General features: G+C 67.3%; 23 protein-coding genes. 10 read left to right on the top strand and 13 right to left on the bottom strand.

The window, feature by feature from the left end:
* Nucleotides 1–56 precede the first annotated feature (56 nt).
* The 6 genes from LK540_RS07965 to LK540_RS07940 form a co-directional block, all read right to left on the bottom strand.
* Nucleotides 57–521, bottom strand: a complete 465-nt coding sequence (locus LK540_RS07965) for a YciI family protein (RefSeq protein ID WP_229436638.1) — start codon at nucleotides 519–521, stop codon at nucleotides 57–59.
* A 95-nt stretch (nucleotides 522–616) separates the two neighbouring features.
* Nucleotides 617–2,806, bottom strand: a complete 2,190-nt coding sequence (locus LK540_RS07960; RefSeq protein WP_229436637.1) for an ATP-binding protein — start codon at nucleotides 2,804–2,806, stop codon at nucleotides 617–619.
* Nucleotides 2,807–2,927: 121 nt separating this feature from the next.
* On the bottom strand, nucleotides 2,928–3,935 hold the full coding sequence (locus LK540_RS07955) for a S41 family peptidase (protein WP_229436636.1): 1,008 nt from the start codon (nucleotides 3,933–3,935) through the stop codon (nucleotides 2,928–2,930).
* A gap of 87 nt (nucleotides 3,936–4,022) precedes the next feature.
* Nucleotides 4,023–5,471 (bottom strand): hypothetical protein, encoded by a 1,449-nt coding sequence (locus tag LK540_RS07950; protein WP_229436635.1) that lies wholly within the window; start codon nucleotides 5,469–5,471, stop codon nucleotides 4,023–4,025.
* 154 nt (nucleotides 5,472–5,625) lie between these two features.
* Entirely contained in the window at nucleotides 5,626–6,441 is an 816-nt protein-coding gene (locus tag LK540_RS07945; protein WP_229436634.1) for an acyl-CoA thioesterase II, read from the bottom strand.
* Between the two features lie 96 nt (nucleotides 6,442–6,537).
* Nucleotides 6,538–7,281: an SDR family oxidoreductase gene (locus LK540_RS07940; RefSeq protein WP_229436633.1), complete on the bottom strand. Its 744-nt coding sequence runs from the start codon at nucleotides 7,279–7,281 to the stop codon at nucleotides 6,538–6,540.
* 126 nt (nucleotides 7,282–7,407) lie between these two features.
* On the opposite strand from LK540_RS07940, the gene LK540_RS07935 reads away from it, so the two are divergent.
* Entirely contained in the window at nucleotides 7,408–8,334 is a 927-nt protein-coding gene (locus tag LK540_RS07935; RefSeq protein ID WP_229436632.1) for a LysR family transcriptional regulator, read from the top strand.
* 57 nt (nucleotides 8,335–8,391) lie between these two features.
* Here the strand turns inward: LK540_RS07935 and LK540_RS07930 are convergent, their stop codons facing one another.
* Entirely contained in the window at nucleotides 8,392–9,708 is a 1,317-nt protein-coding gene (locus LK540_RS07930) for a dicarboxylate/amino acid:cation symporter (protein ID WP_229436631.1), read from the bottom strand.
* A gap of 390 nt (nucleotides 9,709–10,098) precedes the next feature.
* Nucleotides 10,099–11,385, bottom strand: a complete 1,287-nt coding sequence (locus LK540_RS07925; RefSeq protein WP_229436630.1) for an amidohydrolase family protein — start codon at nucleotides 11,383–11,385, stop codon at nucleotides 10,099–10,101.
* A gap of 103 nt (nucleotides 11,386–11,488) precedes the next feature.
* On the opposite strand from LK540_RS07925, the gene LK540_RS07920 reads away from it, so the two are divergent.
* On the top strand, nucleotides 11,489–13,006 hold the full coding sequence (locus tag LK540_RS07920) for a tetratricopeptide repeat protein (protein WP_229436629.1): 1,518 nt from the start codon (nucleotides 11,489–11,491) through the stop codon (nucleotides 13,004–13,006).
* On the opposite strand, the gene LK540_RS07915 is transcribed toward LK540_RS07920, so the two are convergent.
* From LK540_RS07915 to LK540_RS07905, 3 genes are all read right to left on the bottom strand, one after another.
* Complete coding sequence (locus LK540_RS07915) at nucleotides 13,003–14,406, bottom strand: MFS transporter (RefSeq protein WP_229436628.1); 1,404 nt, start codon at nucleotides 14,404–14,406, stop codon at nucleotides 13,003–13,005. The two genes, LK540_RS07920 and LK540_RS07915, sit on opposite strands and share 4 nt — an antisense overlap.
* A 19-nt stretch (nucleotides 14,407–14,425) precedes the next feature.
* Complete coding sequence (locus LK540_RS07910) at nucleotides 14,426–15,130, bottom strand: SDR family oxidoreductase (RefSeq protein ID WP_229436627.1); 705 nt, start codon at nucleotides 15,128–15,130, stop codon at nucleotides 14,426–14,428.
* Between the two features lie 144 nt (nucleotides 15,131–15,274).
* Nucleotides 15,275–15,862, bottom strand: a complete 588-nt coding sequence (locus LK540_RS07905; RefSeq protein ID WP_229436626.1) for a TetR/AcrR family transcriptional regulator — start codon at nucleotides 15,860–15,862, stop codon at nucleotides 15,275–15,277.
* Between the two features lie 199 nt (nucleotides 15,863–16,061).
* Between LK540_RS07905 and LK540_RS07900 the strand changes: the two genes are divergently transcribed.
* Nucleotides 16,062–16,862, top strand: coding sequence for a hypothetical protein (locus LK540_RS07900; protein WP_229436625.1), 801 nt, complete (start codon nucleotides 16,062–16,064; stop codon nucleotides 16,860–16,862).
* A gap of 71 nt (nucleotides 16,863–16,933) precedes the next feature.
* Here LK540_RS07900 and LK540_RS07895 read toward each other — a convergent pair whose 3' ends face one another.
* Complete coding sequence (locus LK540_RS07895) at nucleotides 16,934–17,572, bottom strand: CatA-like O-acetyltransferase (protein WP_229436623.1); 639 nt, start codon at nucleotides 17,570–17,572, stop codon at nucleotides 16,934–16,936.
* A gap of 133 nt (nucleotides 17,573–17,705) precedes the next feature.
* On the opposite strand from LK540_RS07895, the gene LK540_RS07890 reads away from it, so the two are divergent.
* Nucleotides 17,706–18,707 carry a hypothetical protein gene (locus tag LK540_RS07890; RefSeq protein ID WP_229436622.1) on the top strand — a complete coding sequence of 334 codons (1,002 nt, stop codon included), beginning with the start codon at nucleotides 17,706–17,708 and terminating at the stop codon, nucleotides 18,705–18,707.
* 14 nt (nucleotides 18,708–18,721) lie between these two features.
* Here the strand turns inward: LK540_RS07890 and LK540_RS07885 are convergent, their stop codons facing one another.
* Nucleotides 18,722–19,504 (bottom strand): 3-hydroxybutyrate dehydrogenase, encoded by a 783-nt coding sequence (locus tag LK540_RS07885; RefSeq protein ID WP_229437123.1) that lies wholly within the window; start codon nucleotides 19,502–19,504, stop codon nucleotides 18,722–18,724.
* A gap of 152 nt (nucleotides 19,505–19,656) precedes the next feature.
* Here LK540_RS07885 and LK540_RS07880 point away from each other — a divergent pair, with 152 nt between their 5' ends.
* From LK540_RS07880 to LK540_RS07855, 6 genes are all read left to right on the top strand, one after another.
* Entirely contained in the window at nucleotides 19,657–20,535 is an 879-nt protein-coding gene (locus LK540_RS07880; protein WP_229436621.1) for an alpha/beta fold hydrolase, read from the top strand.
* Between the two features lie 38 nt (nucleotides 20,536–20,573).
* Complete coding sequence (locus LK540_RS07875; RefSeq protein ID WP_229436620.1) at nucleotides 20,574–20,924, top strand: RidA family protein; 351 nt, start codon at nucleotides 20,574–20,576, stop codon at nucleotides 20,922–20,924.
* A gap of 3 nt (nucleotides 20,925–20,927) precedes the next feature.
* Nucleotides 20,928–23,165, top strand: coding sequence for a bifunctional (p)ppGpp synthetase/guanosine-3',5'-bis(diphosphate) 3'-pyrophosphohydrolase (locus LK540_RS07870; RefSeq protein ID WP_229436619.1), 2,238 nt, complete (start codon nucleotides 20,928–20,930; stop codon nucleotides 23,163–23,165).
* Nucleotides 23,166–23,279: 114 nt separating this feature from the next.
* Nucleotides 23,280–24,086: an ABC transporter permease gene (locus LK540_RS07865; RefSeq protein WP_229437122.1), complete on the top strand. Its 807-nt coding sequence runs from the start codon at nucleotides 23,280–23,282 to the stop codon at nucleotides 24,084–24,086.
* 4 nt (nucleotides 24,087–24,090) lie between these two features.
* On the top strand, nucleotides 24,091–25,020 hold the full coding sequence (locus tag LK540_RS07860; RefSeq protein WP_229436618.1) for an MlaD family protein: 930 nt from the start codon (nucleotides 24,091–24,093) through the stop codon (nucleotides 25,018–25,020).
* Nucleotides 25,017–25,649: a hypothetical protein gene (locus tag LK540_RS07855; protein WP_229436617.1), complete on the top strand. Its 633-nt coding sequence runs from the start codon at nucleotides 25,017–25,019 to the stop codon at nucleotides 25,647–25,649. Before LK540_RS07860 ends, LK540_RS07855 begins: the two co-directional genes overlap by 4 nt.

Below are 25,649 nucleotides of genomic sequence, written 5' to 3'. Positions count from 1 at the left end.
CCGTCCACGCGTTCACCCATCGCTTGTACTTGCGCGACCTGTCATGCGCAAAGACATCACTTCTTCTGGATCTTCCCGTGCACCTCATTGATCATCATGACGGCCGCCGACCCATAGAACTTGTGGTACTCCGCCACCATCTCGCCCTGCACGATGACCGGATCGGTCGCCACCAGCTTCTGCGCCTCCTCGATCTCCGGCGTGGCGAACACGAAGATCCCGCGCCGCCCCTCCTTGCCGTCGAGCGGTCCGGCCAGCACCAGCTTCTTTTCCGCCGCCAGCCTTTCCATATTCGCGAAGTGACCGGCGAACATCTTCTTGCGGCTTTCCGCATCGGCCATCTTGTTCGGCCCCGTCTTCAGGATCACCAGCACGTACTGGCGCATGCCGTGTTCGTCGGCGCCGAGCGAGGCGGCCAGCGCGGCATCGTAGGCCGGCGCTGGCGCAGGCGGCGTCTGCGCGGACGCGTGTAAGGGCAGGGCGAGCGCGAGGCAGGCGCCGGCCAGGGCGTTTTTCCACATGTTCCAGTCTCCATTCTTATCGTGACGCACAGAAGGTGCGCGGCGCGATTATCGAGCTGGCCCGCCATGCCGTCAACGCAAGCCTGAAGGGCGCCTCAGCCGGCCGCCAGCAGATTCACCAGCACCTTCCAGTCCACCGGCTTGGTCAGATGGTGATCGATCCCGTTCGTGTGCGAGCGCGCCCGGTCCACCTGCTGGCCCCATCCGGTCAGTGCGATGATCTTCAGCCCCGCATGCCGTCCACCCTGCCGCACCCGGTGCGCCACCGTGTGCCCATCCATGCCCGGCATGCCGATGTCCAGCACCATCGCATCGAAGCCGTTCGGCCCGCTCTCTTCCAGCGCGGCCAGCGCCGCCAGGCCGTCGTAGCGCACCTCGACCGTCGCCCCGGCGGTCTTCAGCAGCAGGCACAGCGAATCGGCCGCGTCGCGGTTGTCGTCGACCACCAGCACGCGCCGCCCGGCCAGCACGGCGGCAGGCGGCGCGGGCTCGCCCGGCCCGGACACCGCAGCGCCTTGCGCGCGCAGGGGCAGGCGCACCACGAACTCGCTGCCCATGCCGCTGCCGGCACTCTGCGCCTCGACGGTGCCGCCATGCAGGTGCACGAGATTGCGCACCATGGTCAGCCCGATTCCCAGCCCGCCCTGGTGCCGGTCCGAGGGCGCGTGGGCCTGCGCGAACATCTCGAACACATGGGGCAGGGCGGTGGCGTCGATGCCGGTGCCGTTGTCGCGCACGCTCACCACCGCCATGTCGCCGTCGCGGTGGGCGCCCAGCCAGATCTGCCCGCCACGGTCGGTGTACTTGGCGGCGTTGTTCAGCAGATTCGCGAACACCTGGGTCAGGCGCACCTTGTCGGCCTGCAGCATCAGCGGTTCAGGCGGCAGCGACACCGTAAAGGCGTGGTGCGCGCCGTCGATGGCTGGCTGGCTGGTCTCGATGGCGCTGGACAGGATCTCGGCCAGGTCGATCTGCGTCTTGTTCAGGCCGATCTTGCCGCGCGTGATGCGCGAGACGTCCATCAAATCGTTCACCAGGCGCACCATCTGGCGTACCTGGCGCTCGATCATCTCGACCATGCGGTCGGCGGCGCGCCGGCCGTCGGGGTGGCGCAGCAGGTGCACGGCATTGCTGATTGGCGCCAGCGGGTTGCGCAGCTCGTGGGCCAGCGTGGCCAGGAACTCGTCCTTGCGGCGGTCGGCGTCCTTCAGCGCATCCTCGGTCTGGACCGTGGCGCTGATGTCGATGCAGATGCCGACGTGGCCGCGAAAGCCGCCGTCGGCGCCGAACCAGGGCGCGCCGTGGGCATCGAAGGGGTGCCAGCCGTCGTCGCGCACGCGGATGCGCACGCGGCGCTGCCAGGGCGCGTGCTCGCGCAGCGCCTCCCGCACCGTGCCCAGGTAGCCGTGCAGATCGTCCGGGTGCAGCACCGCATGCCAGCCGTGGCCGAGCAACTGCTCCTGCAGCAGGCCGACCACGTCGAGGAAACGCTGGTTGAAGTAGACCGCGCGGCCGGCATCGTCGACCTGCCAGATCAGCGCCGGCGAGGCGTCGGCCAGGGCGCGGAAGCGCGCCTCGCTCTCGCGCTGCGCGGCCTCGACCTGGCGCCGCCCCTCGGCTTCGTGCTGCAGGCGCGCGTTGGCCTCGGTCAGTGCGCGGGTGCGCTCGTCGACCCGCTGTTCCAGCGCGCGCCGGTTTTCGTGGGCATCGGCCAGCGCCGCTCCCATGCGGTAGGCGGCGGCCGCGTGGGTCGCCAGGCTTTGCAGCACGCGCGCGTCCTCGGCATCGAAATGGCTGTCGGGCGTGTGCGCGATGGCCCATACGGTGCCGACCGCCTCGGAGTCGGCATTCCAGGGGGCGAGCAGGCTCTCGTGCAGCCGGGGCGCCACGCCTGCCAGTTCGGGGAAGCAGCGTTCGACGCCGTCGAACAGCTGCACCGCACCGCGCGCCACCACCACGCCGCAAGGGCTGCGCTCGCGCGGCAGGGTGCCGCCGAGATGCACGGCGAAGGGACCGGACACGGCGTGCCAGCGGAACACGCCGTGCTCGCCGCCGTCTTCGAGGATGCTGATGCCGGCCGAATCGGCGTGGCAGAGTTCGACCACCAGCTCGGCAAGCTTCTGCAGCACGCGGTGCGGCTGGTTGGCCATCTCGAGGGCGAGCGCCGTGAGCGCGCGGTTTTCGGCCGCAAAGTCCGGGGCGCGGGCGGGACGCCGCGCCAGTTCGACGGTGATCAGCACGTCGTCGAGACATGCCGGGGCGCCGGAAGACTGCTCGCTGACCATGAGGCCTCCTGTCGGGACAGGCGAACGCTGCCGGAATGCTGACAGAACTGAAAAAGCTTACACCAAGGCGGGAGGGGCTACCAGCCGGCGCACGATACGATGCGCCGGACCCGTGCGCGCTTCAAGGCGCGGCCCTGGCGATGCCGGCCCTGGCCCGCGCCAGCGCAACGGCCAGCGCTTCCCCGGCCGGCGCCTGGATGTCGGGCAGCACGCCGCTACGGTCCCAGTCGCTTTTCGTGACTGCGTGGATGATGCGGCGGCTGGCCACCATCGGCACCAGGTGGCTGCTGACCGGCTTGCCGTAGGAGCCGTGCGCCGCGCCGGCGGTGCGCTCGCCGACCACGGTGGCGCGGCCCAGTTTTTGCAGGGTATAGGCCAGGTTCTCGGCGGCCGAGATGGTGCCGGCGCTCGTCAGGATATAGACCGGCTTCTTGCCGCCGAAGCGGGCGCCGGTCAATGCCGGGGCGGTCCAGGCTTCGCTGCGGGTGCCGAGGCGGCGGTCGAGCGTGTCGTAGAGATGGACCGGCTGCTCGTCGAACAGGTAGCTGGCCAGCACCGGGATGAGCTGGGCCGCGCCGCCGCCGTTTTCGCGCAGGTCGAGGACCAGGGCGTCGGTATCGGCCAGGTCGCTCATCAGCGCGTGCACGAAGGGCGCGGCCTCGGCGGGCGGATAAAAGCTGTCGAAGCGGACCAGGGCGATGTTGCCGTCCAGGCGCTGCGGCGCGGCGAAGCCGTAGTTGGCGGCCTTGGCCCTGGCGCGCCGGGCCGCGGCCCGTTGGCGCACCGTGGCCGGATCGGCCGGCGGCGCCACGGCCAGCTGGTCTTCCTCGATGTAGGCGACCTCAGTGTGCTTGTCGTGGCTGATGGCGTCGATGTGCTTGCTCAGCAGCGCGGCCAGCTCGCGCGAGGCTTCGATGTGGTCGTATTCACCGCGCGCGCGCCGCGCAAGCAAATCGCGCGCGATGGCGCTGCCGACCTCGGGGAAGATGTAGGTCTGCTCAAAGGCAGTGGCGATGTCGGCGATGGCCTGGCTGCGCTGCTGGGGTGTCAGCGGGGCTTCGGGGGCGGCGTGGGCGAGCGAGGAGACGAGCGCCAGGCCGATCGCTGCACTCTTGAAGAATTTGATCATGCCAGTATGTGGAAGTTATATTCTCCACATACTAGCAATATATTGTTCTTAAAGCTATTCCCTATAGCGGACCGGTCCCGGATCGCCTCACTCGGCCTTGTAGGTCAACTGCGCCTTGCGCGTGCGTTCGTCGTAGGTCCAGATGTGGGTCACGGTACCGTTGCCCACGTTGACCACGGCGCAGGCAGCGCCGTCGGCCACGGCGTACAAGCCCTCGGGGCGCCGGTTGCCCCGGTCGTAGGTGCTGCCCAGGTCGGAAAGCAGGTCTTTCAGGGGCTGCACGTCTTCCAGTTCGCCACGTTCATTGAAGCGCACCAGTTCGACGGCCTGGGAAATGGCCACGTAGCCTCCGGTTTTCGCATCCAGCGAAAGGCTCATCAGGTCGCGGTTCTGCAGCGAGCGCGCGTCGATCCATTGGCGGCGCCGGGTGTCGTAGCGGTAGAAATAGCCTTCGCCGCCGAACGAAACGATGGCCAGCACGCCTTTGCGCGTGTCCCAGGCGAGGCCCGCGCCCCAGGACAGCGGCGGCAAGCCGGGCGGTATCAGGACTTTTTCCTTGCGTCCGCCCATGCCTTCGGGCGCCCAGACCAAGGTGCCGCCGTTGCCCTCGAGGTAATAGGCTTCGCGTCCGTCTTCGCGCACCGCCGCCGGGCCGCTCAGTCCGGACAGCGTGCCGCCGCGTATGACGCCGGTGTAGCGTTTGCCGTCCCTGGGGCCGGTGTTCGTGAAAGGCAGGCGCCGGCCGTCGACGCTGACGAGGTCGAAGTCGAAGCGCAGCGCCGGCGCTTCGGGGCGCACGCCCGCCAGCGACAAGGCGGGATCGGACGCGAAGGGGCCGCTCACCGTCACCCGCCCCGGCAGGTGGTAGGCGCCGCGCAAGCCGAGCACGCGTTCGACGCCGTACCGGGCGTTCAGCGCCTTCAGCAGTTCGCGGAACTTGACGTTCTGGGTTTCGTAGGCATAGGGCAGCTGGTCGACCTGGACTGGCACACCGGGCGGCGCCGACACCTCGGGTCGGCCATGGCCACTGTACACAGCCGCGATCACCGCCTTGATGCGCGTTCCGGGCGCCGCCACCACCTTCCAGCCCGCGCTTTCGTAGGCGGTAAGGACGAGCAGCACCGGCCGCGCAGTGTGGGCGACGTCGACCTGCACCATGCTTGACGAGGAGGTATAGCCCGAGACCACGATAACGTCCGCCCCTGCGGCCCAGTTTTTCATCTCCGGCGTGGGCCCGGCGGGGAGGGACGCGCCCGCTCCAGGCTGGCTGCCCGAAAACGCGGACGGCAGATCGGGGGCCGGCACATAGACACGCTGCGGCTGCGGCTGGCGGGCGGAGGGCGGCGCGCCCGCGCAAGGCTGCCCCTGGAAGCTGACCTTGCCGTCGCTATCGGTACAGCGGTAGACGCGCTCGGCAGCATACGCCGGGCCGGGCACGGTGATCAAGGCTGCGCTCGCCAGCGCGGCCAGTATCGCGGCGGCGCGCATCGGGGTGGAAAGGAGTGGGAAAACGGATGGCAAGAAAGGAAGGCGCACGAATGCTCCGGCAAGGATCCAAGGGGCGAACGGAAAGCAGGGCCCCGGCATCTGTCGGGCCCGAATTTCCACGCAGAAATATTCAGCAAATGATATCAGCAAGTTATCGTTTGCAGGAAAATCCTTGGGGCCATGTTGCTAGGGCGCGGCCGGCTTATTCCTTGAAGTACACCACTTGGTGGCTGGTCGCCAGCAGTTCGCCATGCTCGTTCCACATCTCCGCGCTCTGGTCGAAGAAGCCATTCCCGAAGCGCTGGGCACGCGCCACGCCGAGCAGGGGCGCGCTGCCTTGCGCGGCCAGCTGGGCGGCATCGGCATGGAAGAAGGTGGTCAGCGCCACGGTCCCGATCGGCACCCACTTCGGGCGGCGCACGAAGATGCGCGGATAAAAGGCATCGCACAGGGCCGCCAGCGACAGGTAGTCGAGCGGGCGCTCGGGCGTGTCGCGGATCCACATGGTCGACTGCGAGCTGTCGCTGTGGGTGTCGGGCGCGCCGGGTGCGCCGTCGATGAAGCGCATTTCGTAGCGGCCGGTCCAGGCGGCGCGGGCGATGTGCGGCGAAGGTGCGATGCTGCTGGCCGGCGGCACTTCGGGAAAGCGCGCATCGAGGGCGGACCAGGTTTCGCGGCGCACGGCGGTCACCGCCGTGGCAAAGGCGGCGACCTCGCCGTTCTGGATCAGCTCCACATGCCAGTGCTGGGTGGTGCGGTTGGTGCGCATCACGCGCGTCTGCACCGTGAAGGCGCCGTCGGCGATCGGGGCGGCGAAGTGGACGGTCTGCGACACCGGTTCGCCCAGCAACTCGGGGTGGCGCATGACCGCGTTCAGCAGGGTGGCGGCGATGACGCCGCCGAAGGGGCCGACCATGTTGCCATAGGCGGGGTGGGTCTGGCCTTGCGCCTCGTTGTCGCCAATGCTTGCCAGGGCGATGGCTGCGTCGAAGTCGTGCGCCGTAGTGGAGCTGCTCATGCCGGTGTCCTTTCGTGTGATACACGTCGATCTTGTGTTTCAGTCAATCGATCTTAGCATTTCCACGTGCGGCGCGCCCGGCCCGCCAGGATTGCCTCAGGCGGCGAATCCGCCGTCGATCAGCAGGTCGGCGCCGGTGACGAAAGCCGCTTCCGCACTCGCCAGGTACGCCACCATGCCCGCCACTTCCTCGGGCCGGCCATGGCGCTGCAGCGCCATGAAGCTGTGCAGCGACTGGCCGAAGTCGTTGTTTTCCGGGTTCATGTCGGTGTCCACCGGGCCGGGCAGCACGTTGTTGATCGTGATGCCGCGCGGCGCCAGGTCGTGCGCGAGTCCCTTCACCAGGCCGGTCAGCGCCGACTTGCTCATCGCGTACAGCGCCGCGCCTGCCATCGGCATGCGCAAGGCATTCGTGCTGCTGATGTTGACGATGCGCCCGCCCTGCGGCATGTGGCGCAGCGCGGCCTGGCTGGCAGCGAAGACCGAGCGCACGTTGATGCCGACGGTGTAGTCGAAATCCTCGAGCGTCGCGCTGTCGATGGTGCCGGCGCGGAAGACGCCGGCATTGTTGACAAGGATGTCGATGCGGCCGAGTTGCGCGGCGACGCTGTCGATGGCGTCACGCAGCGAGGCCGGGTCGGCGGCGTCGCAGCGCAGGGCCAGGGCGCGTCCGCCGGCGGCCTCGATGTCGGCGGCCAGCGCCTCGGCCGCGGCGGCGGAATCGCGGTAGGTGAGGGCGACGACGGCGCCGTCATGCGCCAGGCGGCGGGCAATGGCGGCGCCGATGCCGCGCGAGCCGCCGTTGATGAAAGCGATTTTGTCCTGCAGTGGGGTGCTCATGTCGTGCTCCTGTGGGTGGTCGGGAAACCAAGTATGGTTGATAGCGCCAGTTGTAACTAGACAGCTTGCTGGGCGATCAGTTTCAACCTGGGGTATAGAATCCAGGCTTTCCCAACGAGGCCGCCGATGAACATCGACCCCTTTGCTCACCTCGATTCCTTCATCCACAGCGCCGAAGCCGGCAGCTTTTCCGCGGCGGCGCGCCGGCTCGGCCTCAGCCCAGCCGGGGTCAGCAAGAACGTCGCGCGCCTGGAAGCGAGCCTGGGCGTGCGCCTGTTCCAGCGCAGCACGCGCAAGCTCGGCCTGACCGAGGAGGGCGAACAGTTCCTGCGCGAGGTCGGACCGGCCTGGCACCGGATCGCCCAGGCAATCGACGTGGTGCGCGAGGGCGCGGGCGAGCCATCCGGGCCGTTGAAGGTGGCGTTGGCGCCGGCGGTCGGGCGCATGCACGTCGTGCCGCTGCTGGAGGAATTCCACCGCCTGCATCCGGGCGTCGTGCCCGACCTGCACTTCGAGAACCGCCAGGTCGATTTGATTGCCGAGGGCTTCGACGTGGCCATCGGTGGCGGCGTCGAATTGACCCAGGGCGTAGTGGCGCGCGAACTGGCGCGGGTGCGGCTGCTGGTGGCGGCGGCGCCGGCGTATCTCGCACAGCATCCGGCCCCAAGCCATCCGGACGAGTTGGCCGGCCACGACGGCATCGCGCGCCGCTCGATCCGCAGCGGCCGCCTGCAAAGCTGGACCCTGCGCACGGCCGACGGCCAGGAAGCGGCGGCCGAGTTCCGGCCGGTGGCAGTGTTCGACGATCCCGAAGCGATGGCGCGCGCCGCGGCGGCCGGCCTGGGCGTGGCGGTGCTGCCGGCGCCGCATGCGCGGCCGCTGCTCGATAGCGGCGAGCTGGTGCGCATCCTGCCCGACTGGTACGTGGAGGCGGGACCGCTGTTCCTGTACTACTCGAGCCGCAAGCTGCTGCCGGCCAAGACGCGCGTGTTCGTCGACTTCGTCGCTGCACGTTTTCGCGCACTGGGGCTGGCGGCGCAGTTCACGGTATAGGGCAGGGACGAAAAAAAACCGCGCCGGAGCGCGGTTTTCCTGTACTGCGGAGGGCAATCAGGCCGCCTTTTGCAGGGTCGGGGTGCCGGTGACCGGGTCGATCGACTCGGCCGGCTCGACGTAGGTGCCGTTCAGGACGGCGTTCATGCGGTCGTGGTCGAGTTCCTTTTCCCACTTCGACACCACCACCGAGGCCACGCCGTTGCCGACGAAGTTGGTCAGGGCGCGGCATTCGCTCATGAAGCGGTCGATGCCGAGGATCAGCGCCATGCCGGCCACCGGGATGGTCGGGACCACGGCCAGCGTTGCCGCCAGGGTGATGAAGCCGGCGCCGGTGATGCCCGATGCGCCTTTCGAGGTCAGCATCGCCACGGCGAGGATGGTCAGTTCCTGGGTCAGCGTCAGGTCGGTGTTGGTTGCCTGGGCAACGAACAGGGCGGCCATGGTCATGTAGATGTTGGTGCCGTCCAGGTTGAACGAGTAACCGGTCGGGACCACCAGGCCCACCACCGACTTCGAGCAGCCCAGCTTTTCGAGCTTGCGCATCAGGGCCGGCAGGGCCGATTCCGACGAGCTGGTGCCGAGCACGATCAGCAGTTCTTCCTTGATGTAGCCGATGAACTTGAAGATCGAGAAGCCGGTCATCTTGGCGATGAAGCCGAGCACGACGACGACGAACAGGCCGCAGGTCAGGTAGAACGAACCCATCAGCTTTGCCAGCGGGACCAGCGAGGCCAGGCCGTATTTGCCGATGGTGAAGGCCATCGCGCCGAACGCGCCGATCGGGGCCAGTTTCATGACGATGTTCACGACACCGAAGATCACGTGCGAGAAGTCGTCGATGATCTTGGTCATCGGACGGCCGCGCTCACCCAGCATCGACAGGGCCACGCCGAACAGGATCGCGATCAAGAGCACCTGCAGGATGTCGCCCTTGGCGAAGGCATCGACGAAGGTGTTCGGGATGATGTTCATGATGAACTCGACCGTGCTCTGGTGCGAGGCTTTCTCGGTGTACTGGGCGATGGCCTTGGTATCGAGGTGGGCGACGTCGACGTTGAAGCCGGCGCCCGGCTTGGCGATGTTCGCCACCAGCAGGCCGATCACCAGTGCGAAGGTCGACACGACTTCGAAGTAGAGCAGGGCCTTGCCGCCGACGCGGCCGACTTTTTTCATGTCCTGCATGCCGGCGATACCCGCCACCACGGTGCAGAAGATGACCGGTGCGATGATCATCTTGATCAGTTTGATGAAGCCGTCTCCCAAAGGCTTCATCTTCTCGCCGAGCTCGGGATGGAACACGCCCAGCAGGACGCCCAGCACGATGGCGAACAGAACCTGTACGTACAGGATTTTATAAAATGGCTTTTTCATGACAACTCTTCTCGAGAGGTTGATGGTGAAGAGGATCATCACAAAAACGCACCGGCGTGGATATTGTGGATATCCGCAGGTCGGTGAATGACCGTCATATGGTTTATTGATGGCAGTGTTGATGGCGGATATCAATAAAATGGATGACAGACGGTGGTGCGGTGCTGCACCAATGTGGGTGGGTGCTTATACCACCGGGCGTGCGCATGCATGGCCGTCATGCGCAATGGTGGGTTCGAGAACCCACCCTACCGGTATCTCGTAGGGTGGACTCCCGAGTCCACGCGGTCGGGCATATGCGTATCGATAAGCAATGTAGGGTGGGTACTTGTACCCACCACGCGTATCCGTACATGTTCGCCGTGTACATGGTTCGTTCGACAACTCACCCTACGGCTTGCGGTAGACCTTCCCGCCCTTCATCACGAACCCCACCTTGCGCAGGGCCGCGATATCCGCCGTCGGATCGCCGTCCACCGCCACCACGTCCGCCAGCGCCCCCGGCGCCAGCCGCCCCAGGTCCTTGCCCTTGCCGAGAATCTCACCGGCCACCGAGGTCGCCGCGCGCAGCGCCTCCGTGGGCGTCATCCCCAGCCGCACCATCCATTCCAGCTCGCGCGCATTGGTCCCGTGCGTGAACACGCCGACATCGCTGCCATTCCCGATCACGACTCCCAGCTTGCGCGCCAGCGCGAACGCGCGCGCCGCTTCCTTCATCGACGGCGTCGGCTCCCCGCCGCGCACATGCTTCTGGAAGTATTCGCCGATCGCTTCCGGCGCGGTCAAGGTCGGAATGTAAGCCGTGCCGCGTTCCTTCATCAGCCTGAACGTCGCCTCGCTCGCGCCATAGCCATGCTCAATGGTGTCAACGCCGGCCAGCACCGCCATGCGGATCGCCTCGTCGGTACTGGCGTGCGCCGCCACCTTGCGCCCGGTGACGTGGGCCGTAGCCACCATCGCCTTCATCTCCTCGATGGTAAAGGTCGGGCGGCTGCTGCCGTCGACGCCGGTGCGGTAGTCGGCGTAGAACTTGATCCAGTCGGCGCCGTGCGAGGCCTGTTCGCGCACCGCCTTCGTCACCTCATCGACGCCGGTGGCCGGCTGGGCGCCGTAGGGGATCTCCATGTCGGGACGGTAGCTGCGCTCGGCCGGGCCGTAGCTGAAGCTGGCCACGATGGCTTTCGTCGCGATCAGCAGGCGCGGGCCGTCGATCACACCCCCTTCGATGGCGCGCTTGACGCCGACGTCGGCATAGTTGGCGCCTTCGGTGCCGAGGTCGCGCAGGGTGGTGAAGCCGGCCTGCAGCGTGTCTTTCGCGTGCTTGCCGGCGAGGAGGGTGCGGTACTCGACCTGTTCCTTGATCACCTGGTCGTCCCAGGTGGTTTCGTTGTACGGGTGGAGCAGCACGTGCGAGTGCAGGTCGATCAGGCCAGGGATCAAGGTCTTGCCGGGCAGGGCGATGCGCTCAGCGTCGACCGGGACGGCGATCTTCTCAAGCGGGCCGACCACCTTGATGCGGCCGTCGCTGACCAACACTGCCCAGCCGGCGCGGGCCTGGCCATCGCCGGTCCAGACGCGGTCGGCGGTGAGCAGGAGGGTGCGCGGTTCGGCCGCGTGGGCAGCGGCACCGATCAAAACGAGGGCGAAGAAGGCGAGTGTGCTGGTCCAGCGGCGCATGATGGGTCTCTTATTGTTGTGAAGATGGAATGATAGCGGACTGCTTCCCTGCATGGCAGGCGCTTGCGGTATCCTTGCGCCGACCCGGATTCGAGAGGCAGGAATGAAGCAGGCAGGAAAACAGGACCTCACCGCGCTGTTGCAGCAGGCCGTCGCCCACCACCAGGCGGGCCGGCTGGCGCAGGCGCAGGAGATGTACCGCGCGGTGCTGGCCGAGGCGCCGCATCAGTTCGACGCGCTGCACCTGCTCGGCGTAATTGCGCGCCAGCAGGGCGAGGCCGCGCTGGCGCTGGACCTGATTGGGCAAGCCATCGCCATCAATCCGTCCCAGGCGACCGCGCACTGCAACCTGGGCGCGGCCTTGCAGGACCTGGGCCGCAGCGCCGAGGCGCTGGCCAGCTACGACCAGGCGCTGCGCCTGAACCCGTCGTATGCGATGGCCTTCGCCAACCGCGGCAACGCGCTGCGCAAGCTCGGACGGGCGCAGGAAGCGGTGGACAGCTACGAGCGCGCGCTGGCCCTGCGTTTGCCGTATCCGGAAGCGGCCTGCAACCGCGCCGCGGCCTTGATCGACCTGGGCCAGCCGCAGGCCGCGCTGGAGGGCGCCGAACGGGCACTGGCCAGCCAGCCACGCTACGCGCAGGCGCTGTGCGTGCGCGCCAATGCGCTGTACCTGCTGCGCCGCCTGCGCGACGCGGTCGAGGGGTACGACCGCGCACTGGCCGTGGACCCGAAGATGGCCGAGGCCCACGCCGGCCGCGGCATGGCGCTGCACAAGCTGCGCCGTTTCGACGAGGCGCTGCGCAGCTACGAGCGCGCGCTGGCGGTGCGGCCCGAACACGCCGTCACGCACGAGCATCGCGCGGCGACGCTGCTTGCCCTGGGGCGCCAGCCCGAAGCCATCGAGGCCTATCAGTGCGCGCGCCGGATACGGCACGCACAGGATGGCGACACGAGCCAGGTCGACTTCGCCCTGGCCGCACTCGGCGTCGGCAAGGCGCCGCAACGCGCGCCGCAGGCGTACGTGAAGGCGCTGTTCGACCAATATGCCGGCCACTTCGACCAGCACCTGACCGAGGTGCTGGACTACCGCACGCCGGCGGCCATCGATGCCGCCTTGCGCAGCGCCGGGGTGGACGCCGGCGGCGACGTGCTCGACCTGGGCTGCGGCACGGGCTTGTGCGCGCCCTACCTGAAGCCGCGCGCACGTTCGCTGGCCGGCGTCGACCTGTCCGAGCGCATGCTCGACAAGGCGCGCGCGACCGGCCTGTACGACCGGCTGGCCTGCGCCGACATCGCCGCCTTCCTGGCGCAGGAAAGCGCAGGCGCCGACCTGGTCGTGGCGGCCGACGTATTCGTATACTTTGGCGACCTGGCCGCCGTGTTCGGTGAAGTGAAGCGCGTGCTGCGGCCAGGCGGCGCGTTCTGTTTTTCCACCGAAACCTGCGAGGGCGAGGATTTCGTGCTGCAGGCCTCGAACCGCTACGCGCATTCGGCCGGCTACCTGCGCCGGCTTGCGGATGCGCACGGATTCCAGGTCGTGCTGCTGGAGTCGTCTCCGCTGCGCAGCGAGAACGGCGTGCCCATCGTCGGACAGGTCGCCGTCCTGCGCGCCGCCTAGCTGCGGCGCGTGTGCACGCCGAGGCACAATGCGCAGGTGACCAGCGCCAGCCCCATGTGCAGCACATACAGCGGCACGAAGTCCGCCCGCGCCACACCCGCGTGCCCGACCAGTACCACCGCGATCGCCACCCCCAGCGCGCCGCCCAGCTGGCGCGTGGCCTGGTTCACCGCGCTGCCCACCGCGTACTGCGCCGGCGGCAGGCCCGCCACGGCGGCGCCGGCGAGCGAAGGCAGCACCATGCCCACGCCGGTCCCGCTCAGCAGCACCGCCGGCAGCCACTGCGTCAGGTAATGCGGCTCGCTTCCCACCATCGAGAACAACCACAGGCTGCTGCACGCGTAGACCAGCGCGCCCGGCACCAGCACGCGCCGGTGTCCGTAGCGCCCCGCGATGCGGCCGGCGATGATGGCCGTCGGCACCACCGTCAGCGGCCCCGGGGTGACGGCCAGGCCGGCCGCCGGCAGGCTGTAGTGCCACACGTTCGTGAGATAGGCGAAGTAGGAGAAGAACATCAGCGCGAACGCCGTGCCGAAGGCCAGCGTCGCCAGGTTCACCAGGCTGTAGCTGCGGTTCGCAAACAGCGCCAGGTCGACCAGCGGCGCCCTGGCCGTGCGTGCCCACAGGATGAAGGCGCCCAGCCCGGCCACGCCCAGCAAGGCCAGCACGGTCAGCTCGACCCGGCTCCAGTGCGGCGATTCCGACTGCGTGATCGCCATCGCAAACGCGCCCACCGCCACGATCAGCAGCAGCATGCCGACCACGTCCACCCGCTGCCGGTTCGCCGCGCCGCCCGCCTCGCGCAGGCGCGCCGCCCCGTACCACAGCGACACGGCGCCCAGCGGCAGGTTCAGGTAAAAGGCCGCCGGCCAGCCGAACTGCTCGATGACGGTCGTGCCCAGGCTCGGCCCCACGGCAGCCGCCAGCCCGCCGACCGCGCCCCACAGGCTGACCGCCACCGCACGCTTCTCCTTCGGAAAGGCGTCGAGGATGATCGACAGCGAGGCCGGCGTCAGCAGCGCCGCGCCGAGCGCCTGCGCCACGCGCGCCGCGATCAGCAAGGCGACGCTGTCGGCCATGCCGCAAGCGGCCGACGCCGCCAGGAACAGCGTCACGCCAATCAGGAACACGCGCTTGCGGCCGTGGGTATCGGCCAGGCCGCCGGCCGGCACCAGCATGGCGGCGTAGACGATGGTGTAGGCGTTCAGCACCCAGGACATGTCGGCCGGCGTGGCGCTCGGGAAGCTGCGCCCGAGCGGGCCGAAGGCGGCGTACAGCAGGGTGGCGTCGAGCGAGACCAGGAAGACGGCGATGCTGGCGATCCAGAAGATGGGCCAGGGCGAGGCGCCCTTCTGGGCGCTCGTGCGCAAGGGGATCGGGGCAATGGAAGGAGTGGTCATGGTGGTTGTCCGAAAAGGATCAGCGTGCGTAGTCGGTGTAGATGCCCGGTTCGTTCGAGAGGCCGCGCTTGATCCCCTGCGTCCATTCGTCGACCGCGATTTCGCTGGCGCCGGCCTCCAGCGCCGCGTAGGCCCGCTCGACCACGAAATCCGGCGCCAGCTTGGGTGCATCGAAGCCCTTGGTGAGGTCGGTGTCGATGAAGCCCACGTGCAGGCCGAGCACCTGCGTGCCCTGCGCGCGCAGCTCGTTGCGCAGGCCGTTGGTCGCGCTCCAGGCGGCTGCTTTCGAGACCGCATAGCCGGCCAGTACCGGCGCACTGAGCCAGCTCGATACCGACAGCACGGTCAGCAGCGCGCCGCCGCCGTTCCTGGCCAGCACCGGGGCAAAGGCCTGGCTCACGCGCAGCATGCCGTAGACGTTGGTCTCCATCATGCGCTGGGTGGCCTCGATGCTGCCGGAGTCGAGCAGGCCGCCGGTGGTGGCGATGCCGGCGTTGTTGACGACCAGGGTGACGTCGCCGCAATCGGCCGCGGCAGCCGCAACCTGCGAAGGATTGTTGACGTCGAGCGCGATCGGCACCACGCCGGGCAGGGCGATGCTGCCCGGGTCGCGCGCGGCGGCGTAGACCTTGCGTGCGCCGGCTGCCAGGGCGGCGCGCGCAAAGGCGAGGCCGAGGCCACGATTGGCGCCGGTGATAAAGACGGTGGCATCTGCGAGTTTCATGGTGTTCCTCTTTCAGGTTAATTGAATATGATGGTCATCATATTTTTGGATGAAACGGTGGGTGGGTTCTCGAACTCACCGGTGTATCGATGCGTTTCCTCGTATGGATGGTGGGTTCGAGAACCCACCCTACGTGTGCTTAGCTCAGGCCGGCGCCTTGTCGTATTGCACCAGCAGGGTGTCGCGCGACGCTTGCAGCAGGCCGCCGGCCTCGTCGCCGAGCGTGCGCGCCAGTTGCAGGGTGCCGACCAGGGTGCTGGCGATCACCTGCGCTTGCGCCTCGGGCGCGCCTGGCGGCAGCGCCTGGCGCACGCTGGCAATCAGGCCCTGCACACGGCGGCGCGAGGCGGCCAGCACGTCTTCCTGCTGGCGGTGCATGTCGGAGCCGAGGGCGGCCACCGGGCAGCCCAGCTCGGCGGCGGCCACGTGGGCTTCGCTCAGGTAGCCTTCGACCAGGGCGCGCAAGGGGCTCACGCCTGCTTCGCGCCCGATTGCGATGCGTCGTGCAAGGGCCTTGGCGCTGCCCGCGCCGGCATGATCGAGCGCAGCGGCGAGCAGGGCGTCGCGCGACTTGAAGTGGGCATAGAAGCCGCCGTGGGTCAGGCCGGCCTCCTTCATCACCTCGGCCACGCCGACGCCGGCATAGCCGTGGCGGCGCACGGCGCGGGCGGCGGCGTCGAGGATGCGCTGGTGGGAAAGCTCGCGCTTATTCTGTTTCGTCCCGGTATTCATGGCGTGTCTAACAAATATGATGGATAACATATTATTGCCATCATATTTGCGCGTCAAGTCCGATTTCGTAGACGCGTCATATCGGCTTGATTGGCACAGCCTTGGCACTGTTTGAGGTAATAATTGGAGAGATTTTTGGGATTGCCTTGAAGATATACTCGCTGGAATCAGATCACGCTTTCATGTTCCGGGACAGCCCATGCATAACAACTCTAAAGCCATGCTCTTCAGCGTGGCGTTCGCCGCCTCTTTTGCTTCACATGCAGCCCCGGCACGGGTCGCGCCTCCCGTCGACCGCGTAGAGCAGGCGACCAGCTATTTCCTGCGGCCCGCGATCGGTGAGGTCAGCACAGCCGAGGTTGGGGAATCTCTGTACAAGGAAGGCATCCGCACCGTCTCGAAACGTTACCAGGCGGTCCTGAAGGCTGGCGGAAGCAGCAAGATGGATCGGGGTTATGTGCTCACGGTAAAGGCTGGCTACGGTGGCCAAATGCTGGTACGAGGCGGCATACCAATGCTTTGTTTTACGACGGAAAACACAGGTGTGGTAGGGTTTTTCGGAGACCGGAACGTCCTGGGCTGCCTGGCCGATATCGGCAAGAACCAGGAATTCACCCGATCTTTGTTCCCGCACTATGCGGGGATGTTCCCCGTTTCCGCGCCGATCCCGTACGAGGTGAGCGTCACCGAGACGGAAACGGAGAACCCGGACGATTTCTTTGTTGATGTCCTGTACCAGGGGACATCGAAGGGCGAAGTAAAAATCTCGTACCGGGAATATTCGCATGGAATTGCGCGCCCGGCGTTCACCCAGGACGTATCGTATGAACTGCAGAAAGACGGTACCGCGGCGATTGGGTTCAAGGGCATGCGTATCAAGGTCCTGAAGGCAACCGGCCAGGACATCCAGTACATCCTGGAGCAACCGATGCCGAGCATGACCAAATACCGGGCTGAGTCCGGCCGTGAGAACGTCGCGGCGGGGTCGACCGGCAGCTAGGGACGTAGCACGCGGCCAGCGCAGCTGCCGCGCGCCTTGCGCGTTCCGCATGAAGCTCGGCTTGCCGCGATTTACTGCATGAAGCCTTCCAGCTCGGCTGCGATCTGCTGCGCCAGCTGGTGGATGTGGTAGCCGTCGACGAAGCCATGGTGGGCCTGGACCGAGAACGGCAGCGCCAGGCGTCCATTCGGGCCATCCTTGAACTTGCCCCAGGCCAGCGACGGGATGTCGGGCGAACCCAGCGTGGCGGCCGGGTGCTGGATCGAAGTGAAGTCGAGCCAGGGTATGCAGGTGATGAAGACCTGGTCTTTCATCTGGCGCGGCGACAGGCCGGCATAGGCATTGTTCAGTTCCAACATGGCGCCGGCCTGGTCGCGCGAGGCCACGCCGCGCCGTACGAATTCGCGCAAGTCGTCCGACCAGTCGAACAGGGCGAAATTCAGGTCGTGGTGCTGGTTGGTGACGGTGAACGAGGGCATCAGGCGGTCGATCTCGATGACTTCGCCCTCGAACACGCGGTAACGGAAATTCGGAATCGCCAGCACCGAGCGCAGCACGGCGCACAGCAGCACGTGGAAGGGCGGCAGGCCCTGCGCCTTGCACCAGGGCCGGAAATCCGGCAGGTCCATCGTGAAGCAGAGGTTGACCGCGGGACTGTCCATGCGGTCGAAGAGGTCGAAGCGGTCGCGCCGCCGTTCAAAGTGCTGCATTGCGAATTGCCTGAAAAACGGGGAGGGCAGGATTGTCGCATACGCGGCCGTACCCCGGCCCGCCACGACGTCGAAAACGCTGACCGGCTCATCCAATTCGCGCTAGCATTGGGTGAGTAAAAAGGAGGAGCCTGTGCAGCGCATTACCCGAATCGACAGCCCGGACAGTATCGACCGCAACGCCATCCACAGCCTGATCGAAGGTGGCGAACACGTGGTCATCCAGTTCGCGCATGCCAGCCAGGCCGATGGCGCGCTGCTACAGGAACTGAACGCGGCTTGCCGCGAATTCGGCGACGCGCTCGAGGTGCGCTTCTACAGCCACCCCGTCGATTGCCGCGTGCTGGCACACTTGCCCGAGGTGCGATCCTTGTCGCTCGACTGCCTGCAAACGGTGTCGCACTTCGACAGTGTGCAAACGCTGCAGCACCTGGCGCGCCTGCGGATCGGTATCTACGAACTCGACGCGCCGGATTTCCTGGCGTGGCCGAACCTGCACCGTTTGACCCGCCTCGACCTGGGAGAAACCCGCCGCGCAGGATTCGACCTGCAGCACCTGCGCCATGCCATGGCGTTGCAAAGGCTGTTCCTGGCCGGGCACACGAAGAACATCGCTACCGTCGGCCAATTGGCACACATGGCCGAACTGACGCTGCGCCTGCCCAGCAAGGCCGGCATCGCCTTCGTCAACGAACTACGCCGCCTGCGCAAACTCGCCTTGATCGTCGGCGGACGCACGAACCTGGACGAGATCGTCGACAGCCCGATCCGGGAACTCGAGATCACGATGGTCAAGGGACTGAATGCGCTCGGGCCGCTGAGCCGCTTCCGCAAGCTGGAGCGGCTCAGCATCAGCGACCAGTTGCAGATCACCGGGCTCGACATCTCCGAGGAGATGCCGGCGCTGGAACGCATCCGCATCCTCAATTGCAAGCGCTTCGCGCGGCTGGACGGACTGGCGCTGCTGCCCCGCCTGCAAGCGCTGCGGATCTTCGGCACGGCGCTCGACTTCGATACTTTCATGCGGCAGCCGCGCCCGCCAAGCTTGAAAGCGCTTGCCTTTTTTAGCGGCCGGCGCAAGGAGGATGCCGTCTTGCGCCAACGCCTGGAGGCGCTGGGCTACGATGCCGCGTGACGGCCCGGCACCGCTTACTGTGCGGCCCAGCCCCCGTCCATGTTCCACGCCACGCCGCGCACCTGGGCGCCGGCCGGCGAGCAGAAGAACACCGCCAGCGCGCCGAGTTCGTCGGGCGTGACGAACTCGCCCGACGGCTGCTTTTCCGCCAGCAGCGCACGCTTCGCCTCGTCGTTCGACACGCTTTCGCGGGCGGCGCGGTCGTCGACCTGCTTCTGCACCAGCGGCGTCAGCACCCAGCCCGGGCAGATCGCGTTGCAGGTGACGCCGGTCTGCGCGGTCTCCAGAGCCGTGACCTTGGTAAAGCCCACCAGCCCGTGCTTGGCCGCCACATACGCCGACTTCTGCGCCGAGCCCACCAGCCCGTGCACCGAGGCCAGGTTGATGATGCGGCCCCAGTTCTTCGCTTTCATGCCGGGCAGGGCCAGGCGCGTGGTGTGGAAGGCCGAGGTCAGGTTGATGGCGATGATGGCGTCCCACTTCTCGACCGGGAAGTCCTCGACCGGCGACACATGCTGGATGCCCGCATTGTTGACCAGGATGTCGACGCCGCCGAATTTATCGGATGCAAACCGCATCAAGGCTTCGATCTCGGCGGGCTTCGACATGTCGGCGTTGTGGTAGCCGGTCTGGACGCCGAATTCCTGGCCGACGTCGGTGTACAGCTTTTCGATCTGCTGGGCGTCGCCGAAGCCGTTGAAGACGATGTTCGCGCCTTGCTCGGCAAGGGCACGGGCGATGCCGAGGCCGATGCCCGAGGTGGAGCCGGTGACGAGTGCCGTTTTACCGCTTAACATCCTTGCGCTGGTGTTGGTGCTGACGTTCATGCTGCCCTCTTTAAAGTGGTGTTCAAGGTGCCTGCTCGGAATTGGTAGAATTCTAATCGCACTGCCAGCTAAAATGTCGGTTGCGGCTGAACAGGCAGACAATATTGCATCATGGAGGCGGGATGAGCGAAGCGAGGATCAAACATGTGCAGTGCAGCTCGCGGGCTGGCCTGCACCGCATCGCCTACAAGGAGTGGGGCGATCCGGCCAACCCGCGCGTGCTGGTCTGCGTGCATGGCGTGACGCGCGTGGCCGACGATTTCGACGCCCTGGCGCGCGATTTGTCGGACACTTACCGCGTGGTCTGCCCCGACGTGGCCGGGCGCGGCCGTTCCGACCACCTGCGCGACCCGCAGCTGTACGCGGTGCCGCAGTACGTGGCCGACATGGTCACGCTGATCGCCCGTGTGACTGCGGATAGCGAAGACAACCGGGTCGACTGGTTCGGCACCTCGATGGGCGGCCTGATCGGCATGGTGCTGGCCTCGCTGCCGGAAACGCCGATCGCGAAGCTGGTGCTGAACGATATCGGCCCGGTGCTCGACGAAGCCGCGATGCGCCGCATTGCCGACTACATCGGCCAGGACCTGCGCTTTCCGGACTTCGAATCCGGCGCGCGCTTCGTGCGCGATGTGTCAAGCTCGTTCGGCCCGCACTCCGACGAGGAATGGCGCAAGCTGGCCGACGACGTGCTGCGCCAGGCGCCGAACGGCGAGTGGGTGCGCCACTACGACCTGGCGCTGGCCGAACCCTTCAAGGCCGTCACCGCCGCGCGCGCCGAGCTGGGCCAGGCGGCCCTGTGGCGCGCATTCGATGCGATCCGCTGCCCGACGCTGCTGGTGCGCGGCGAACTGTCCGACCTGCTGTCGCACGCCACGGCGCTGGAAATGACGACGCGCGGCCCGCGTCCGCGCCTGGTGGAGTTCCCCGGCGTCGGCCACGCGCCCACCTTCGTGCATGCCGACCAGATCGCGCTTGCACGCGAATTTTTACTGGGCTGAGGTTCATCCAAAGCCCCACGTTCTAGAAAGAGAAGAAGATGGAAATCACCCGTTACCACGTTGGCAAACGCCTCTCCGAAACCGCTGTCTACAACGGCACCGTCTACCTGGCCGGCCAGATCGCCGAAGACACCACCCAGGACATCGAGGGCCAGACCCGCGAAGTGCTGGGCCACGTCGACCGCCTGCTGACCGAAGCCGGCAGCGACAAGACCTGCATCCTGATGTGCCAGATCTACATCGCCGACATGGCCCACTTCGCCGGCATGAACGCGGTCTACGACGAGTGGGTCGCGCAAGGCCACACGCCGCCGCGCGCCACCGTCGAATCGAAGCTCGCCAACCCGGCCTGCCTGGTGGAGATCGTCGTCACCGCCGCACTGCGCTAAACGATGGTTTCCACCGCCGCCCTCGGCGACGCCACCACCCAGCTCGTCCAGGGCCTCAGCGTTGATGAATGCGCACGCGTGCAGCATGCGCTCGACTATGCCGCGGCCGCCTATGGCGAACGCACCCTGGCGTCGCACCAGAACGCCTTCGAGTTCTCGCTGGGCGTGGCCGGCACGCTGGCCTATTTGCGCAGCGATGTCGAAACGCGCATCGCCGGCCTGCTGTTCGAGCTGGCGATGTTCGAGCCGGCCATCGTCGAGACGCTGGAGCAGCTGTTCGGCAGCGAGGTGGCGACGCTGGTGCGCGGCGTGCAGCAGCTGATCCGCCTGCGCGACCTGACCGTGGCGCAGCCGGTGCTCGGGCGCGGCAAGAACGCGGCCCAGGAGGCGGCGGCGCACATCGAAACCCTGCGCAAGATGCTGCTGGCCATGGCCTCGGACATGCGCGTGGTGCTGGTGCGCCTGTCGTCCTGCGCCACCATGCTGCGCTGGTTTGCCGAGCAGAAGCGCTTCGACGACACCACCCGCGACTACGGCCGCGAGGTGATGGATTTGTATGCGCCGCTGGCGAACCGTCTTGGCATCTGGCAGCTGAAGTGGGAGCTGGAAGACCTGTCGTTCCGCTTCCTGCAGCCGGATACGTATAAACGCATCGCCAAGATGCTGGAAGAAAAGCGCATGGCGCGCGAAGGCTTCGTGCAGTCCTCGATCGACCGCCTCGAAGGCGAGCTGAAATCGGCCGGCATCAAGGCCGAGGTCAGCGGGCGCCCAAAACACATTTACAGCATCTGGAACAAGATGCGCGGCAAGGACCTCGATTTCTCCGAGCTCTACGACGTGCGCGCCTTCCGCGTGATCGTCCCCGATGTGAAGACCTGCTATTCGGTGCTGGGCCTGGTGCACAACATCTGGACCCCGATCCCGAAGGAGTTCGACGACTACATCTCGCGCCCGAAGCCGAACGGCTACCAGTCGCTGCACACGGTGGTCACGGCCGAGGACGGGCGCCCGCTGGAAGTGCAGATCCGCACCCAGGAGATGCACAACTTCGCCGAGTACGGCATCGCCGCGCACTGGCGTTATAAAGAGTCGGGCGGCTCCAACTTCAAGGGCGAGAAGTACGACGAAAAGATCGCCTGGCTGCGCCAGCTGCTGGCCTGGAAGAGCGACGTCGCCGATGCCGTGGCCGGCGAGGACGTGCAGAAGGAGTGGGTCGAGAAACTCAAGGCGACCACGCTCGACGACCGCATTTTCGTGCTCACGCCGCAGGCGCGGGTGCTGGAACTGCCGGTCGGCGCCACGCCGATCGACTTCGCCTATCACCTGCACAGCGAGGTCGGCCACCGCTGCCGCGGCGCCAAGATCGACGGCGCCATGGTGCCCCTGAACACCCCGCTGCGCAACGGCCAGACCTGCGAGATCATCACCGCCAAGGGTCCGGCCGGCAGCGCCGGGCCTTCGCGCGACTGGCTCAGCCCCGAGTACACGGTCAGCAGCCGCACGCGCTCGAAGATCCGCGCCTGGTTCCATGCGCTCGATTTGGCCGAGACCCTGTCGCAGGGCCGGGCGCTGGTCGAGAAGTCCTTGCAGCGCGAGGGCAAGACAGCCGTGAACCTGGAAGCGCTGGCGCACAAGCTGGGCTTTGCCAAGGTCGACGATCTGTTCATCGCGGTCGGCAAGGAGAAGTTCAGCCTGCGCCACGTGGAAGCGGCGCTGCACGACGCGGTGGAGGCGCCGCCGCTGGAAGACGCGGCGGTCGTCAACAAGAGCCGCGCCTCGAGCGTGGAGCAGGGCGCCAAGTCCGGCGTGCTGGTGGTCGGCACCGAGGGCCTGATGACGATGCTGGCCAAGTGCTGCAAGCCGGCGCCGCCGGACCCGATCGTCGGTTTCGTCACGCGCGGCAAGGGCGTGTCGATCCACCGCCAGAGCTGCAAGAACTTCGCCGAAATGCGCAGCAAGGCGCCCGAGCGCGTGATCCAGACCGCATGGGGCACGCTCGGCAGCGAAACCGTCTACCCGGTCGACATCTTCATCCTCGCTAGCGACCGCCAGGGCCTGCTGCGCGATATCTCGGAAGTCTTCTCGCGCGAGAAGATCAACGTGACGGGCGTGAACACGCAGACCACGAAAGGCCAGGCGCGCATGGTCTTCACCGCCGAACTGGGTTCCACCAGCCAGCTGCAAAAGGCGCTGGCCGCGATCGGCGAGGTCCCGAGCGTGCATGAAGCACGCCGGGCGTAGGGTGGGCACCCCGTGCCCACGCGGAAGCGTGAAGGGCCAGCGGCCGTGCAAACGGTCGGGCCTGCGGCCCACGATCTTGCCCCCGTGCGTGGCAGGGAGGGCGATCGCATGATCATGCGCCGCACCGTCAACCTCGCCACCCGCCCCAGCCTCTGGGGCGCCGCCTTCGTGCGCTACCTGCGCAGCTGGTGGTACATGTTCCACCTCGGCGCCATCGCCCTGGTCACGGCCCTGACGCCCTCGAGCTACAGCCGCGCCAGCCGCCACGCCACCGCCTACTACGTCTACACCGGCACCTGGAAGGTCCTGCCCTGGTTCACGCTGCTCTCGGCGCTGATCAGCCTCGTCATCATCCGCATTGTGCTGGTGACGGCGCTCAGCTACGGCCTGTCGCGCTATGCCCTGGAAATGGTGGTGCGCGTGCTGGTGCTGGAACTGATCCCGCTGTCGGCGGCCCTGTTCGCCGCCCTGCGCGCCGGCATGGCCTTCGACTCCTCGATCCTGGGCCTGGCGCGCGCCGGCCTGCCGACCGACGCCATCACCACGGAGGCCCTGCGCCGCCTGCGGCGCGACCTCGTTCCCCAGCTGTTCGCCAACGCCTTCTCGGTGCTGAGCCTGGCCATGGTCAGCTCCACCATCGTGCTGGTGCTGGCCTACCTGAACGTCTACGGCCTCTCGCCCTGGGGCCTGCCCGACTACACCCGCACCGTCGGCCGCGTGTTCGAGCCGGTGGTGACGATCGGCTTCGTGCTCAAGACCGTGCTGTTCGGCCTGGCGGTGGCCGTGATCCCGACCGCCGCCATCCTCGAACTGCAGCGCTACCCGCGGCGGCTGGCCTCGAACGTGCAGCCCGGCGCGCTGCGCCTGCTGTTCGTGCTGCTGCTGATCGAAGGCTCCTCGCTTGCCATCAAATACATCTGACACCATGACCGACACCTTACAAGACGAACCGGCCCACGTGGAAACCAAGGCGATGATCCTGCTGGCGGTGATCGCCGCGCTGATCATCGGCTTTGTCGTGTACGTGATGTACGCGCGCGGTGTGTTCGAGCCGACCCAGAAGCTGGTGCTGGAAACCGACAACTCCGAAGGCGTCATCCCCGGCATGGACATGACGTTTGCCGGCTTCCCGATCGGGCGCGTGCGCCTGGTCGACCTGGGCGCGGACGGCAAGGTGCACATCGTGATCGACGTCTCGAAGGGCGACGCGAAATGGCTGCGCACTTCCAGCGTGTTCACCCTGGAACGCAGCGTGGTGGGCGAGACCCGCATCCGCGCCTTCAGCGGCGTGCTCGACGATCCGCCGCTGCCCGACAACGCCATCCGCCCGGTGCTGCGCGGCGACGTGACGGCCGAGATCCCGGGCCTGGTGGCGACTGCCCGTTCGCTGCTGAACAACCTGGAGAACCTGACGGCCGACGGTTCCGCCATGAGCGGCAGCCTGGAAAACATCCAGGCCATCACCGGGCGCCTGTCCGGCAAGTACGGCTTGCTGAGCGGCGCGCTGGGCGACGACGAAGCCAGCAAGTTCGTGCAGACCCTGCAGCGCCTCGACACGCTGCTGGCGAAAACCGACCAGCGCCTGTACGGCAAGAAGGGCATGGTCGAGGATGCCCAGGCAGCCGTGGTCGAGCTGCAGGGCGTGCTGCAGGATGCGCGCGGCACGCTGAAGAAAGTGGACGCGGTGCTGGTCGAGGCCCAGGCCATCGGCTCGAACGCGCGCGTGGCCACCGAAGACCTGGGCGCACTGCGCGGCGAGGTCGACGCCAGCCTGCGCAAGGTGAACCGGCTGGTCGACGAGATCAACCGCAAGTGGCCATTCGGCCAGGCGAAGCAGGAGATCAAGCTGCCATGAAGATGCCTTGGATATTGGCCGCGCTGCTGCTGGCCGGCTGCGCCAGCCAACCCGCGCCGCCGAGCTGGCAGGCCGATGCGAAAGACGCGCTCGATGGATTTACCGATGACTACCTGCGTGGGAATACCGCCGCAGCGAACGCCGAATTCGCGCGCGCGCGGCGCGAGACCGCCAGCACCGGGCAGCCGGCACTGGTGGCGCAGGTCGAGCTGGTACGCTGCGCCACGCTGGCGGCCAGCCTGGAGTTCGACGATTGCCCCGGGTTTGCGGCGCTGGCGCCGGACGCGACGGCGCAGCAGCGTGCGTATGCGGCGTATATCGGCGGGCGCTGGGAGGGGCTGGATGCGGCGGCGCTGCCGGAGCAGCACCGGCCGGTGGTGGCGTCCGGTTCCTTGAAGGGCGTGGCCGATCCCCTGGCGCGGCTGGTGGCGGCCGGCGCCCTGTTCAAGGCGGGGAAAATGTCCCCGGCCGACATCGAGGCGGCCACGGATACCGCGTCGGAGCAGGGCTGGCGCCGCCCCTTGCTGATGTGGCTGGGCGTGGCGGAACAGCGGGCGCAGGCAGCGGGCGACACGGCGGCGCTGGAGCGGATCAGGCGGCGCATCGCGCTGGCGTCGGGCGTGCGCTGA

The sequence above is a fragment of the Massilia sp. IC2-278 genome, assembly GCF_020708045.1.
GTDB lineage: Bacteria > Pseudomonadota > Gammaproteobacteria > Burkholderiales > Burkholderiaceae_D > Telluria.
The sequence above is the reverse complement of the archived record's forward strand: the minus strand, read 5'-3'. Positions and strand labels throughout refer to the sequence as shown.